Here is a 14,757-nt window from a genome sequence, read left to right as displayed (position 1 = left end):
AAATAGAGTTTAAATTCTCTGTTAGCTAACAAACTTACACCCTTAACTAAAGAAAATGGCTCTTTAAAAGACACCAGTGCCGATAAAATCTATTCAATGAGGAGATTCAACCATATGAAACATCAAGTACTATTTGGTATAAAATCAACAAGTAAAGATGAAAAAACAATTCATAATAAACTCAAAGAATTTCTAGCATTAATAGATAGAAAAACATCTACAGCTAAGAACCCTACTATGCTTGAGAGTTTTTTACCATTCAGGATAAAACATTACCATTGGAATCTAAATAAAGAGACAGGCACATTCATTAAATTATTCCCCAATGTAGATCTTGATGAAAATACTTTCGCACCATCAAAACCTGAATGCAGCTGGTTATTGAGTATCATTTTCCACCAAGATTTTCCTGGATACGAAAGAATTAAATCCGAAGATTATATAATTAGCTTGTTAGACTCATTGAACTATGAATATGAAATGATATATGAAACAGATAGTCGTGATTCAATTAAATATGGCGACATTAAGTAGTAAAAGACTCTATTTATTCCCTTAACGCGGGAGATAGTAGCCACTATCTCCCGCAGAAACTATATCTTAGTAATCTTTTAAGTACTAAAGTACCGTGCTTAATATCAGCATAAGGGCACTTATGTCAGTAGTCAGTTTACTCAAATCACTGTGCAAGTGATGTTTTAATAAGCAGTAACTGGCTACGAATGATTTGACGTATCTGATTATGCAGTTCAAATACTCGAGCGCGATCATTAAGATTTAGCGATAGATTTTCCAGCATCACCAGATCCAAATTGAATTCAGGATAATGCAGTGTCATCGACATATAGCCAGATAAATAGCCCGTATGACTGTATTCGATGAGACCATCGTCCTTATTGATCCTCACCCCATAGCCATAGCGCATATTCGGCCATAAGAATTGGATCTCGGTATACGCCGTTGTCATCCGTTGATAACTCTTTGCGCTCATCAACTTGCCAGAATGTAATAGATGCTGAAAGGCGGCATAAACTGGCGCAGAGGTAATTAATCCCCCTGCGGGCAACAAAGCTTCATCAAGCACTAAGTCAGCAGGGGCAATCACCTCGCTTTCCTGTAAACCTACGGCGAGTGAAGGCACTTTGGCGTGAATTGCCTCAATACTGCCAAGCTCAGCACTCAAGCCATTAAGCTGGTATCGCGTTGCAAACTGCGCCACTTGCTCGGCAAAGGATTGGTGATTAACCTTCTCAAGCACTTGCCCTAAAAGTGAATAACCGAAGTTGGAGTATTCAAATTGGCTTCCCGGCTCGAATCGATTGGCCTTACCCAGTTTATCGACGCCCGATGTATGAGTCAGCAGTTGGTGTAGCGTAATCCGCTCATCATATTGACTGGTATTCAATGCATCCGCACTTGGATTTACACCTGCATCCATGCCTTTTAGCGCCTTATTCTTCCCTTCAGCATCACCAAAAAGATAATGATTAAGCGTTTGAGTTAAATCAAGTTTCCCCGCATCGAGTGCCTGCAATATCAAGGTTGCGGTGATTTGTTTAGAAAGTGATGCCATCACAAAGCGCGAATCTTGACTAATACCTTCACCCTTTTGCAGTTCAAACTGCGGCTTGCCCTGCTCAAGCAGGATAACACTGCCACTAAATGGCTGCGGCGAATCCTTTATCGCGGTTTGGATTAAGGTCTTGATCTCCGCCACCCTCGATACTGAAGATGCGGTTTGGCTTTCAACGGCAATCGAGTTACTGCCTTGCCCAATTTGCTCTTGTTCAGCACCTGTTTCTAATAACAGACCAAAACTATTGGCACTTAGGAATAATAAAAAACCAGTCAACAGGGTACTGATAACACTCAAACGCATGGGTTATCCTTAACGTAATTAACAAATAATGCTGCCTGCTAGAAAAAAGCAAGCTTATCACAAGCGCTTTTTATGGATAATATAATTTAATCTTTACAATTGAATTATAAAGGAAATATTCCATATAAAAATGACACAACAAAGTGATACCTAGGGCGACGAAGCTAATCCGAGCCGTATAAACCAAGTGGTAGCCTGCCCCAGTTTGTAGACTGAATATCTCAAGTTGTAGCTAATACACATTCAAAATGGCTATAAAACGACAATAGTAATAATTATCGCACCTAACATATATAAGCCTGCAGAAAGTGATATCGATTTTAGCGGGCTAAACTCCTCAACTTCCAACGTCTGTATATCTTCAATTTTGACTAGTTGCCCTTCTCCCTCGATCTGCTGTTCCGTTGCACTTTCGACTTGAAATTCCATTTGTTCGCCAGATATTGTGGTGACTTTGACCTTTTCACCTATGTAGCTGGATACCGATTGAGAATCCAATTTAACTTCATTGAGTGAAGAGCATGCGCTGAGGGAGAAACAGATAAGTGATACTACTGCTAACTTTTTCAAACAAGCCTCCTATCCTACAACTATTACATCCATGATAAGTTATACCTGTAGACATAAGCATTTAGGTATAAGCTATTCAGCTTACGGAGTTTCGCCCACAAGTTAAAGAAACCTAGGCTAAATCCACTTAAATTAAATCCTTTGGATGAGGTTAAATAGCGATCAAATGAGCACTGAACTCATCGATGCGGTTAAAGCCAAAGATACGCTTGCTGTTAAGCGCATTATTGCCAATGGCGCTAATCTTGAAGGCGTGGACGATGGCGGGATGACGGCACTCTTGCATGCCTGTGAGTTGCAGTCTTTTGAACTGCTCAAATTATTGGTGGATGCGGGGGCCAATGTGAATCATCCAAACTCGCAGGGGTATCATCCGCTCGATATTGCTTACTGGCAGGGTGAGTTTCGCATGGGATGCTATACCGCTGAGAGTGAGCGCATGGTGAGCTATTTAACACGCCACGGCGGCAAATCCTTTAGCTAGGTGAGGTGCTAAATAGCATCAAAATGCGAAAGCTAAAAACTGCGAAATGATAAAAAGCCCTATAAACAAAAATCGCGTTAAGCTGGGCCTAACGCGATTTTTTATTACTCACTTACAACCTAATCACCAAAGTCATCGAGTAGGATGTTTTCTGGTTCAACGCCTAGGCTTTCAAGCATCTTAATCACTGAAGAGTTCATGATTGGAGGACCACACATGTAGTACTCGCAGTCTTCTGGTGCCTTATGATTTTTAAGATAATTCTCATAAATCACATTATGAATAAAGCCAGTGTAGCCAGTCCAATTATCCTCAGGCAATGGCTCAGATAACGCCACATGCCAGACGAAGTTGTCATTCTCGGCTGCTAGGGCATCGAAATCCGCTTGGTAAAACACTTCACGGGTCGAACGAGCACCGTACCAGAAGCTCATTTTACGTGTGGTTTTCTTACTCTTAAGCTGATCGAAAATGTGTGAACGCATAGGTGCCATGCCGGCACCGCCACCGATAAACACCATTTCCGCATCGGTTTCCTTCACAAAGAACTCACCGAATGGCCCTGAAATGGTCACTGTATCGCCCGCTTTCAGGTTGAAGATGTAAGATGACATCTTGCCCGCTGGCACATTGGCCGATGGCGGCGTCGCAATCCGCACGTTCAGCATAATGCGGCCCTTTTCATCGGGATAGTTGGCCATAGAGTAAGCGCGCAACACTTCTTCATTAACGGTAGAGACAATGTCAAACAGGCCGTATTTGTCCCAATCGCCACGGTATTTTTCAGGAATATCAAAGTCAGCGTATTTCACCACATGGGCTGGTGCTTCAATTTGAATATAACCCCCCGCTTTAAAGCGAACATCTTCACCTTCGGGTAACTCAAGCAATAGCTCTTTGATAAAAGTTGCCTTGTTATCATTAGAGATCACCTGACATTGCCACTTCTTCACCCCAAAGATTTCTTCGTCGAGCTCAAGTTCCATATCGGTTTTCACTGAGACTTGGCAGGCGAGACGACAACCTTCTTTAGCCTCTTTCTTGGTGATATGGCCCATTTCAGTCGGCAGAATGTCACCGCCGCCCGATTTGATTTTCACTCGGCACTGACCACAGGTTCCGCCGCCACCACAGGCAGACGGAATAAAAATACTCTGACTCGCCAAAGCGCCGAGTAACTTGTCACCCGCGGCAACTTGAATGCTTTTTTCGGCATCTTCGTTGATGCTGATCGTCACTTCACCCGTAGCCACTAATTTCTTTTTGGCGATTAGAATCACTATCACCAATAGACAGACCACTAGCGTGAACATGCCTATGCCAATTGCCATTTCCATCGTATTACCCTTTTCTAGCTCTTTTCTAAAAAGAATCTGGTTTCACTTTCTCAATTCTTGGCTCGCCTACTGTAGCGTTACAGCGAGATCCCTGAGAAAGACATAAAGCCCAGCGCCATCAAGCCTGTAGTAATAAAGGTGATACCAATACCTTGTAAGCCTTCGGGAATCGCGTTGAATTTCATTCTTTCGCGCAGTCCCGCCAGCAGTACAATCGCCACTGCCCAACCAAGACCCGAGCCCATCGCAAACACCACTGACTCACCGAAGTTGTAATCACGGTTCGCCATAAAGATCACCCCAGCAAAAATCGCGCAGTTCACTGTGAGCAAAGGTAAGAAGATCCCAAGGGAGTCATACAGACTAGGAATGTACTTATCCAAAAACATTTCAAGGATTTGCACTAACGCCGCAATCACACCAATGAAAGTGATCAGTTGCAGGTAACTTAAATCGATACCGGGTAATCCCGCCCAAGACAGAGCGCCAGGTGCGAGCACTTTGACGTAAATCAGCTGGTTTAACGGCACGGCTAAGGTCATCACCACAATCACGGCAACGCCTAAACCAAAGGCGGTTGACACCTTTTTAGACACGGCCAAGAAAGTACACATACCCAAGAAGAACGACAGCGCCATGTTGTCGATAAAAGTGGCCTGCAAAAATAGATTTATATAGTGTTCCATATCTGCTCCTTAACCCCGTTTCCGCTGGATCACATTGATAGTCCAGATCAACACACCAATCAGGAAGAAGGCGCTCGGTGGTAACTTGAACATCTCGTTTGGCAAGTACCAGCCACCATTTTCGATGGTGGTGAACACAGGGTGACCGAATAAATTACCCGTCCCTAACAGCTCGCGTACAAAGGCGACACTGATCAAAATCAAACCATAGCCTGTCGCATTACCGAGCGCATCGACGACCGCTAAATGCGGTGGATACTTCATGGCGAAAGCTTCTGCACGGCCCATGATGATACAGTTAGTGATAATTAACCCAACGAATACAGAAAGTTGCTTAGATAACTCATAGGCTACATCCTGCAGAACCATGTCGACGATAATCACTAAGGAGGCGATAACCGTCATCTGCGCGATAATCCGCACACTGGTCGGGATAAAGTTACGGATGGCAGAGATAATCAGGTTAGAAAACACCAACACAAAGGTCACTGCCAGTGTCATCACCACAGCGGTTTGCATTGAGTTACTGACCGCCAGTGCCGAACATACGCCCAGCACTTGCATCGCGACGGGGTTATTGGCAAACACTGGCCCCGTTAACATGTCACGCATGGATAAAGTGTTGCTCATTTTGCCTCTCCCAACTCACCTTGCAATTCACCCTGCGTGGCCGTCGCTTTCAGCTGATTGAAGAAGGTTTGAAAGCCCTCAACGCCAAACCAAAACTCCATTGCGCGCTGCACGCCGCGGCCCGTCATGGTCGCGCCACTCACCGCATCGACACCATGAATATCGCCTTCTTTAGCGCCGCCTTTCACAAGACGTATCGAAAACTTGCCTTTTTCATCAAACAATTGCTTACCCTTCCATAGTGACACCCACTTAGGATCAGTTAAAAAATCGCCGATACCTGGGGTTTCACCGTGTTCGTACACGACGAGCCCTTTAATGGTGTTGAAATCGGGTTCAACCGCCACATAACCGTAGATCATCGACCACAGACCTTTGCCATAGAAAGGCACAACCACGCTGTCTAACTTGCCGTTGGCATCGAGCACTTTAAACACGCGGGCATCGTTCGCACGGGTTTTAATCTTGGCAATATCTTTTTTCGGCGCACTTGAAGTCTCAGGATTAATTGCCGCCATACGCTCATCGAAATCGAGGACGTTAGCGTCTGAGTCCACCTTGCCTGTATCTAAGTTGATCAATAATGGCTTAACGGATTTAGCGAAAATTTCTCTAAACTCATTGCCCTGACCTAAGTTCACATCGGCGGCCATCAACACATAGCGCTGCACTTCGTCACGTTTTTTGGCGACTTTACGTTCTTTCAATATGCCTGCTGTGCCTGTGATCATAAAAGAGCACAGGAGGCAGAGCGTGATGGTGAAGATCATGGTCCCCACCACAGTATCTTTCTTAAATACCATGACGTTTTAATCTCCGTTTGATGTTGGCGCGGGCCACCAGATAATCGAACAGCGGCGCCCAAAGGTTGGCGAACAGAATGGCTAACATCACGCCCTCAGGCATTTTGGGGTTAGCGACACGGATAAGCACAGTCATAAAACCAATCAAAGCACCGTAGGCAAACTTGCCTTGGCGAGTGTACGAAGTGGTTACAGGATCGGTGGCCATAAACATCATTGCTAGCGCAAAACCGCCAGTGACAAGATGCCAAGTCCACGGCATTGCCATCATTTGATTGCTGCTAGAACCGATGTAATTACACAGCGTTGCTGTCGCTATCATGCCCAGCAATACACCGAGCACAATGCGCCAATCCGCTAAGCGGCTGATCAGCAATAATGAACCGCCGATCAAAATCGCTAAGGTACTGGTTTCGCCAATCGCGCCCACGGTAAAGCCAAAAAAGTTGTTCCACCAGTTAGGATCGCTAAAGGCGCTAAACCAAGAGTAATCAGCAAAACTCAACTTGCCCGCTGCGGTTTGTGCCAGCGCCGTTGCACCAGAGAAACCATCAACGGCAACGAGCTGTTTAATGGTTGAAACTTCAGATGGATAGGCGAAGTAGATAAAAGCCAAGCCCGCCAGCGCAGGGTTAAGGAAGTTATATCCCATGCCGCCAAACAGCTCTTTAGCCACAACCACACCAAAGGAAATCCCCATGGCCACCAGCCACAACGGTGTCGATACTGGCAAGATTAAGGTAAACAGCAGGGCCGTCACGAAGAAGCCTTCGTGCAACTCTTGACCACGAACCCGCGCAAACACCACTTCCCAAAACAAACTGGTGAGCAGTGCTGTCAGGTAAATCGGCAGATAAAAACTAAGACCATAGAGGAATAAACCTAATATCCCAGTGTCTTGGCTAAGGCTGCCAAACAGGGTATTAAAGATTTCTAACTTCCAAATATCTGGTGTCGATAATCCTCCCGCGAGCGCAAGCTGTGCCTGTAGGCCAATGTTATATAGACCGAATAAAATGGCGGGCAGTAAACACAAACCGACTAGCGTCATGGTACGTTTCACGTCAATCGCGTCACGCACATGCACTTGGCCCTTAGTGCTACGACCATTGGCAATGACGAGTGAGCGCAAAAAGCCCTTCATCGACTTACCCGTTGCGTAGTACTCTTGTTGTAAATCAGAGGCGTCCTGTAAATCAGGTTTTTTCACTTGTTTGGTCATTAACCTTCCCTCTCAATAACATCTAGACAGGCACGTAATTCTTTACCAAAGTCATATTTGCCGGGACATACGAAGGTACACAGCGCCAGATCTTCTTCATCTAACTCCAATGCACCTAAGGCTTGCGCCTCGTCGGTATCACGCACCACTAAGTCTCGAACGAGTAAGGTGGGTAAAATATCCAGGGGCATCACGCGATCTAACTGACCAAAAGCCATCATGGCGCGAGCTGAACCGCCCTGATGAGTCGTAAACTCGAACAATTTAGTCGCACCAAACAGACGTGATGTTACGGCACGAGTGATGGAGAATTTGTCAGAACCACCGCGCACCCAAGGGAGAACATGGTGCTGCGAATCTTCGCTCAACACTGATACTTGGTTGTGGAATCGGCCTAAAAAGTCATGTACGCCCGCCGCGGTATGGCCAGATAACACAGATCCCGATACCACGCGGTTATGGCCAGGTTTGATTTCATCACTCACTAAGGCACTTAGCTCAGCGCCCAACTGAGTGCGCAGTAAACGCGGGTTCAGCACGCTCGGGCCACCTAAGGCGACGATGCGGTCGGTATACAACTCACCAGTTTGGAATAACTTGCCATAGGCAATCACATCTTGATAACCGATATGCCATACCTGACGTTCTAAACTCACTGGCAAAGTAAAGTGAATATGAGTGCCCACTAAACCCGCAGGATGAACACCATCAAAACGGCGCACCTCAAGTTGTGGTAATGCTTCTTTAACAATCGCTTCGCCCTTATCCTGGCACAGGTAAACCTTGCCTTCGGTTAAACGGCTCAACACCAGCAAGCCAGCTTTAAAAGCCTCAGTTTGCTCGGCGATAATCAAACGGGGATCAGCGGCCAGTGGATTAGTATCGATAGCGGTGACGAAAATACCTGCTGGCGTGCTATCGAGCGCAGGCACGCGCGAGAAAGGCCGAGTACGCAGGGCAGTCCATAGACCACTCTTCACCAACTGGTCTTGAACGGTTGGCCGAGGGAGAGCGGCGATGTCTTGATGGATATCGAAAGAAATCTGCCCATCGCGGTTTTCACCGTCATCGCAACGAATGACGACTGATTGTAGAATTCGACGCTCGCCGCGGTTAATCGCTACGACTTGGCCACTAGCGGGTGCAGTGAACAAGACTCCTGGCGTTTTTTTGTCTTCAAATAGGGCTTGGCCCTTTTGAACAAAATCACCCTCTTCGACCAACATCGTCGGCTTAAGCCCAACGAACTCTTCTCCCAGAACAGCCACTTGGGATGGCTTAGCACCGAGTTCAATGACCTGTCGCGGCTCACCAACAATCGGCAAGTCGAGGCCTTTTTTGATCGTTACAATTTGGTTTGAAAAATCTGCCATCACAAATATCAACCATGAAAAATTTTTAGATAAATTTAGGGTAGAGATTTGTTAACGCAGATTCCGATATTGGCGTCACATTCCGCTGCAAATTCGTAAGTTAGATACGTAAATTTACGCAATTTTGTGACACAGATTCACATCCTTACTTACTGTAATCTGCAAATGTAGTTTTATAACAATTTATTCATAAATACGTCATTACTGATTTAGTAGTACCTAAGGTTTACAAAAATAAGCAAAAATCTCCATTTCAGAGCAGTAAAGCGCTAAAACCGTTAAAAGAGCAACTCAGCGAACAAACTTCAACCAATGGCATGCCTCAAAATGGGGCAGGATGGCTAAACTTGCAGGCTATTTTTAGCGCACTAACATTTCAACCTATGGTTTAACCTTTGCTTTACAGCAAAAGCTTGGTAGCCTCAAACTAAGAGAGTTTCCGTAGGAGAAATAGATGGAATACAGACGCATACCGCATTCTAATCTTGAGGTCAGTAAAATTTGTTTGGGCACTATGACTTGGGGCGAACAAAATACCCAAGCCGAAGCGTTTGCACAGCTGGACTACGCCATAGGCAATGGCATCAACTTTATCGATACGGCGGAAATGTATCCCGTACCACCTAAGCCGGGAACCCAAGGGGAAACCGAGCGTATCCTAGGGCAATATATTAAGGCCCGCGGTAACCGAGACGACTTAGTGATCGCCACTAAAATTGCCGCACCAGGGGGTAAAAGTGATTACATTCGCAAAAATATGGCGCTGGACTGGAACAACATCCACCAAGCGGTCGATGCATCTTTAGCACGCCTCCAAATAGACACTATCGACCTTTATCAAATCCATTGGCCTGACCGTAATACCAACTTCTTTGGTGAACTGTTTTACGATCAACAAGAGCATGAACATCAAACACCGATACTTGAAACCCTAGAAGCGCTCGCCGAAGTGATCCGCCAAGGTAAAGTGCGCTATATCGGTGTGTCGAACGAAACGCCTTGGGGCTTGATGAAGTACCTGCAACTCGCCGAAAAACATGGCTTGCCGCGTATTGTGAGTGTGCAAAATCCCTATAACTTGCTTAATCGCAGTTTCGAAGTCGGCATGAGCGAAATCAGTCACCGCGAAAACTTGCCATTACTGGCCTATTCGCCACTGGCCTTTGGCGCCTTGACGGGAAAATATTGCAACGACCAATGGCCTGAAGGCGCGCGCCTGACCTTGTTTAAGCGTTTCGCCCGCTATACAGGTTCGCAAATGGCTCTGGAGGCGACAAAAGCCTATGTCGATTTGGCCCGCGAGTTCAAACTCACGCCCTCACAAATGGCGTTAGCTTTTGTTAACTCACGTAAGTTTGTCGGCTCCAATATCATAGGCGCCACCGACTTATATCAACTGAAAGAAAACATCGACAGTTTAAAAGTCACCTTATCACCAGAGCTATTAGTGCGATTAAACCAACTGTCCGATCAATTTAGATTACCTTGCCCTTAGTCGATAATCGGGTTAAATAGTGGAACTATGGCATCAGGTAAATGCACCTGATGCTATAGGCTTTTCAGCGGTAGAATCACACCTCAATTAATTAAATGGACCTTATCATGTTCTATATACTTTTTTGGCTAATGCTATGTTTTGTCACTGCAATTATAGCTTCCAGTAAAAACAGATCAGCCGTTTTATGGTTCTTCATCTCATTTATTGTGAGTCCATTGATTGGCATTATTTGCGTTGCTTGTATGCCTGCAATCACGAAAAATGAGGCTCAAGCACACACAAATGAAAATGTTCAAGAAGATAAATCACTTTATCGTGACTGCCCAGAATGCGCTGAAGAAATAAAATGCGCAGCCCGAAGGTGTAAACATTGTGGCTCAGAGGTAGTTCCGCAGGAAATCCCCCAAGTAGAACATGCTGCAATCTTAGATGAAAATGCTGACGGTCAGCCATGCAGTATCTGTAAAAGTAGAAGAACGCATGACCTATATAACGGTGTCGCTATTTGTAATCAGTGTAAAGTTTGGAATTAGTCTGCTACTTGGTTAATTCGATGACCTAATAGCATCAAGAAACGCTCTTGATGCTATCAATTTTAAAAATTAATAATCTTAAAACCTTATTACAAACCTAATCCCTCCTCGTTTAATAAGAGATTCCCCTCCTTTCAAACCTTATCTAGGTTACATTCGGATACAGAGTCCTTTTAAGAAGTGAAATATAGTGGCATCACAGTCACTAGACAGATGTCTTAAGGATAAAAAAATGAAAAAACTTTGCTTTGTAATCACAAGTGTTTTGATGTCAAGCCACGCTCTTGCTGAAAGCAATACCTACATTCGTAACGGTAATATCTATAGTCATCAAGATCAGTTCTTTGCTGGCGCAGGTGTTGCTACTGGTAGTCAGTTTTATAAGGGTCAAGATCACCAGACAGGTGCCTACCTCAATGGCGGCTACCATGGTGAAGACTTCAACGCCGATCTGTCCGGCATCAACTACCGCTTTTTAGGCACGAACGATAGTGCCGTTAATTTCAGTATCTTTGCCGTTGCCAATCCCGGCTTTGATGCCGATGATGCGGATATTTTAACGGGCATGAAGGATCGCAAATTCAGTGGTGATCTGGGTTTAAACGCTGACATTCATTTAGGAAATGGCACGCTATCAACTAAATTCCAACACGATGTCACCAATATTTATGATGGTTTTCAGGCTGATATCACCTATTACCATCCAATAAATGTAGGCTTCGGTGATCTGGTGCCTTATGCGGGTGTGCACTACTTCAGTAAAGACTTTGCAAACTACTACACAGGTGTGACGTCATCTGAAGCTACGGCGCAGCGCCCTGCCTATCAAGCCGACGGCACCTTTGCCTATAAGCTAGGCTACGCTTTGGTTATTCCAGTCACTAAGCATTTAGATATTACTCAAGCCACAGGTTACTCGCACATAGGTGCCAACATGGCAGACTCTCCGCTAATAGACAGTAACAACCAGTGGGTGACTACCCTTGGCGTGAACTATAGCTTCTAAACAACCTGACGAGACAAGACCATGACACTTATCAGAAAAACGTTTTTATGTGCTGGATTAGCTCTGATGCTTTCAGCTTGTGCCACTTCCTACGATACCGAAAAGCAATTTTGGTCTTTCGGTAAAGGATTTGAAACCGCACAGATTGCACCCGATAGCTGGCAGATAAGCTTTGTTGGCAATACCAACACTGACCGCGCATTGGCCCGAAAGTACGTCATGCGTAAGTCAGCAGAGTTATGCAAACAAGCGGGTTATAACTACTTCACTTTTACTCACGAACAAACCGATCGTGATGCAATTGGCCAGTTTGGAGTAGGAGCGAGCGCGAGTAAGGATATCTTGTGGGGGAGTTCAACGATGAATCAAGAAACCTCTGTCATGGTCGAAGTCACAGGTTTACATAGCAAGCCAGAAAATGCGAGTTCCCGCATCTATGAAACAGATTACATACTTAACAATGTCAATGTGAAAAGTTAATTGCTCATCAAAAATGCACCAGTCTAGATTCTCGTTAGGTATCAAGGCTGGTGCGTTTTATTTATAAATCCCCCCTGTTTAGCACCAATTCGTTAAGCACTCATTCGTATAGTGAGTTGAGTCATTCTGCCTCTGCCTCTAAATCAACTCAGCAGATTAGATGACGCAGGCCTAACCGCATTGCTCGCTTCAGCTCATGTTAAAGAAACAGACAAAAACGACTCAAACCTCGCATTACACCAATCATATTAAACCCCAACTTTAAACTTCAGCCTTGAATTTTAGTGACATGCGAGCCCCACCCAAGTCAGGAGCACGGCCAATACGTAATGGCGAACCCATCCAACAACCAATTCTATCGACAATCGCCAGACCCATGCCATGACCGGAATTTCCGCGGCTATGCTGACCACGCACAAAAGGTTTAATCACTTGAGCAGATTCCTGTTCATCTATGCCAGGGCCATCATCGTCAACGTGTAACCACGCAATCCCATCTTCCGATGCCAACATCAGCCGGATATTGGCACGGCCAAAACGCAGCGCATTACTGAGCAAGTTATTCACCTGCATTGACAAGTACTTAGGATCTGTTTTGATGTTCAACGGTATTGGGCAGGTGATGAGTTCCACTGAAAACCCTGAGTATACTTGGCCTTGATACTTTTCCAGCAACCAAGTATTAAGCTCAATAGGTTGCCAATCAGGTTGGATATTCGCCTCATCGAGACGGGCATAGCTGAGCAGTGTCATGACCAACTCTTCCATAGTGTCCAGATCGCGGTTCAATCGCTGAAAATACTTCACCCTAAGTTGTTCGCTTTGGGTTTCTTCTAACGCCGCAATACCAAATCGCAGCCGCGCAATCGGAGTTTTTAAATCATGGGAAACTGCCCGACTAAGCAATTTATTGTCATCGATCAATTGCTGGATGCGATCTGCCATGCGATTGAATTCACTTTCTATTGTGCCTATATAGGACGCTTTACTGACCACAATTCGCTGCTGTAATTCTCCCATACCAAATGCTTGAGTCACCTTACTGAGATTAACCAGTTGGCGGATTAAAGGAGACACCCACACCAATAAAATCACCACCACACCGCCATAAAAAAGCATGGTATACAGCTTGTTCGCGTTAAAACTCACATCAGCGGGCGTCACTATCTGGGTATTGATATTCAGCACCTGACCCGTTTTAGGCAATAAATAGTGCAAAGAGATGCCATCATCGGACTCCAGCAGTAATGATTCCCCTGAATAAAACTCTGTCTTTAGGGCTGAGGGTAAGACAAAATCCGCTTCATTCACCAAAGACAATTGATCTGCATTTCGCTGATTCCAGTTGTCTATAAACGCATTATTTGGAGCGGGATCGTTATCTAAGGTTTGCGCCAGTGAGCCGCCCAGCAGTTTTAATGCCGCGAGGTGAGTTGCTGGGCTAGGCGTTTCATTATCAGGATCAATAAGTGTTGCAAACTCACTTATCGACCAGCCTAGGCTGGCAATGGCCACCAGCACGACCAGCACCAGAGAAGTCATTAACTTCTTCATAAAGCTTGCTCGGCCTCATCGCGGCAAAACAAATATCCCTTGCCACGAATGGTTTTTACTTTATAGGGCTGACTCAACGCTTCCTGCAACTTCTTGCGTAAGCGCGATATGCGAATATCCACCGAGCGGTCTAGGCCATCGTATTCAATGCCCCGCAGTTGGGCCACCAATTCATTGCGACTCACTATCGTGCCCGCCTTCAATGCCAGCAGCCACAAAACATCAAACTCATTGGCATTCAAATCCAGCGGCTGTTTATCAATGGTGACTGACTTTGCCGTCGCATTTAACACTAAAGAATCAAACACTAATTGCTGCTTTTGCTCCTCATCACTCACTCGGCGTAACAGGGCCTTTATCCGCGCTAACAGCACCTGTGGTCGAATCGGCTTAGTGAGGTAATCATCAGCCCCGGCATCTAACCCGCGGATTTCATCGCCGTCCTCAACGCAAGCCGTCATAAATAAAATGGGCCCAGTATAAAATGCCCTGGCCTCCTTACACACATCGAAGCCATTCTTAACGGGCATCATCACGTCGAGTAGCACTAAGTCAGGCATCTCATCGGCTATCATCTCTAAGGCAAAATCACCTTGGCTGGCCACTGTGACTCCGTAACCGTGATCCAGTAAATAATCACTGATCCACTCTGCCAGTGAGGTATCGTCCTCTACGACTAAGATATGCTTTGCAACTGACATA

Annotated in this window: 16 protein-coding genes; 6 read left to right on the top strand and 10 right to left on the bottom strand. The window is 45.4% G+C overall.

What is annotated here, in order from left to right:
• Positions 1-114: 114 nt before the first annotated feature.
• Positions 115-534: a hypothetical protein gene (locus L5L91_RS12000; RefSeq protein ID WP_105250111.1), complete on the top strand. Its 420-nt coding sequence runs from the start codon at positions 115-117 to the stop codon at positions 532-534.
• A 145-nt stretch (positions 535-679) separates the two neighbouring features.
• Here the strand turns inward: L5L91_RS12000 and L5L91_RS11995 are convergent, their stop codons facing one another.
• Both L5L91_RS11995 and L5L91_RS11990 read right to left on the bottom strand, forming a co-directional pair.
• Positions 680-1,879 carry a serine hydrolase domain-containing protein gene (locus L5L91_RS11995; RefSeq protein WP_263236660.1) on the bottom strand — a complete coding sequence of 400 codons (1,200 nt, stop codon included), beginning with the start codon at positions 1,877-1,879 and terminating at the stop codon, positions 680-682.
• Between the two features lie 252 nt (positions 1,880-2,131).
• Positions 2,132-2,449: a hypothetical protein gene (locus tag L5L91_RS11990; protein ID WP_105250113.1), complete on the bottom strand. Its 318-nt coding sequence runs from the start codon at positions 2,447-2,449 to the stop codon at positions 2,132-2,134.
• Between the two features lie 166 nt (positions 2,450-2,615).
• On the opposite strand from L5L91_RS11990, the gene L5L91_RS11985 reads away from it, so the two are divergent.
• The gene (locus L5L91_RS11985) at positions 2,616-2,933 is read left to right on the top strand and encodes an ankyrin repeat domain-containing protein (protein ID WP_263236658.1); all 318 of its coding nucleotides are present in this window, start codon (positions 2,616-2,618) and stop codon (positions 2,931-2,933) included.
• A gap of 119 nt (positions 2,934-3,052) precedes the next feature.
• On the opposite strand, the gene nqrF is transcribed toward L5L91_RS11985, so the two are convergent.
• The 6 genes from nqrF to L5L91_RS11955 form a co-directional block, all read right to left on the bottom strand.
• On the bottom strand, positions 3,053-4,270 hold the full coding sequence (nqrF, locus tag L5L91_RS11980; protein WP_105250115.1) for an NADH:ubiquinone reductase (Na(+)-transporting) subunit F: 1,218 nt from the start codon (positions 4,268-4,270) through the stop codon (positions 3,053-3,055).
• 77 nt (positions 4,271-4,347) lie between these two features.
• Positions 4,348-4,956, bottom strand: coding sequence for an NADH:ubiquinone reductase (Na(+)-transporting) subunit E (nqrE, locus tag L5L91_RS11975; RefSeq protein WP_105250116.1), 609 nt, complete (start codon positions 4,954-4,956; stop codon positions 4,348-4,350).
• A 9-nt stretch (positions 4,957-4,965) separates the two neighbouring features.
• Positions 4,966-5,586, bottom strand: a complete 621-nt coding sequence (locus L5L91_RS11970; RefSeq protein WP_028761892.1) for an NADH:ubiquinone reductase (Na(+)-transporting) subunit D — start codon at positions 5,584-5,586, stop codon at positions 4,966-4,968.
• On the bottom strand, positions 5,583-6,389 hold the full coding sequence (locus L5L91_RS11965) for a Na(+)-translocating NADH-quinone reductase subunit C (RefSeq protein ID WP_105250117.1): 807 nt from the start codon (positions 6,387-6,389) through the stop codon (positions 5,583-5,585). Before L5L91_RS11965 ends, L5L91_RS11970 begins: the two co-directional genes overlap by 4 nt.
• Entirely contained in the window at positions 6,379-7,611 is a 1,233-nt protein-coding gene (locus L5L91_RS11960) for an NADH:ubiquinone reductase (Na(+)-transporting) subunit B (protein WP_028759366.1), read from the bottom strand. Before L5L91_RS11960 ends, L5L91_RS11965 begins: the two co-directional genes overlap by 11 nt.
• Positions 7,611-8,984, bottom strand: a complete 1,374-nt coding sequence (locus tag L5L91_RS11955; RefSeq protein WP_105250119.1) for a Na(+)-translocating NADH-quinone reductase subunit A — start codon at positions 8,982-8,984, stop codon at positions 7,611-7,613. Before L5L91_RS11955 ends, L5L91_RS11960 begins: the two co-directional genes overlap by 1 nt.
• A gap of 454 nt (positions 8,985-9,438) precedes the next feature.
• Here L5L91_RS11955 and L5L91_RS11950 point away from each other — a divergent pair, with 454 nt between their 5' ends.
• From L5L91_RS11950 to L5L91_RS11935, 4 genes are all read left to right on the top strand, one after another.
• Positions 9,439-10,479, top strand: coding sequence for an NADP(H)-dependent aldo-keto reductase (locus L5L91_RS11950; protein WP_263236655.1), 1,041 nt, complete (start codon positions 9,439-9,441; stop codon positions 10,477-10,479).
• A 107-nt stretch (positions 10,480-10,586) separates the two neighbouring features.
• A complete protein-coding gene (locus L5L91_RS11945) occupies positions 10,587-11,015 on the top strand; it encodes a hypothetical protein (protein ID WP_173246641.1) in 429 nt (142 codons plus the stop codon).
• Between the two features lie 232 nt (positions 11,016-11,247).
• Entirely contained in the window at positions 11,248-12,021 is a 774-nt protein-coding gene (gene ompV, locus L5L91_RS11940; RefSeq protein WP_168824821.1) for an outer membrane protein OmpV, read from the top strand.
• 21 nt (positions 12,022-12,042) lie between these two features.
• Positions 12,043-12,501 carry a CC0125/CC1285 family lipoprotein gene (locus L5L91_RS11935; RefSeq protein WP_028761861.1) on the top strand — a complete coding sequence of 153 codons (459 nt, stop codon included), beginning with the start codon at positions 12,043-12,045 and terminating at the stop codon, positions 12,499-12,501.
• Between the two features lie 261 nt (positions 12,502-12,762).
• On the opposite strand, the gene L5L91_RS11930 is transcribed toward L5L91_RS11935, so the two are convergent.
• Together L5L91_RS11930 and L5L91_RS11925 are read right to left on the bottom strand one after the other, a co-directional pair.
• The gene (locus L5L91_RS11930) at positions 12,763-14,055 is read right to left on the bottom strand and encodes an ATP-binding protein (RefSeq protein ID WP_263163808.1); all 1,293 of its coding nucleotides are present in this window, start codon (positions 14,053-14,055) and stop codon (positions 12,763-12,765) included.
• On the bottom strand, positions 14,052-14,756 hold the full coding sequence (locus tag L5L91_RS11925; protein WP_105250123.1) for a response regulator transcription factor: 705 nt from the start codon (positions 14,754-14,756) through the stop codon (positions 14,052-14,054). Before L5L91_RS11925 ends, L5L91_RS11930 begins: the two co-directional genes overlap by 4 nt.
• Position 14,757: the final 1 nt, after the last annotated feature.

The organism is Shewanella sp. SM55, from assembly GCF_025654025.1.
GTDB classification, from domain to species: Bacteria; Pseudomonadota; Gammaproteobacteria; order Enterobacterales; family Shewanellaceae; genus Shewanella; species Shewanella oncorhynchi.
Note: the sequence above shows the minus strand (reverse complement) of the source record. Positions and strands in the feature narration are given on the sequence as shown.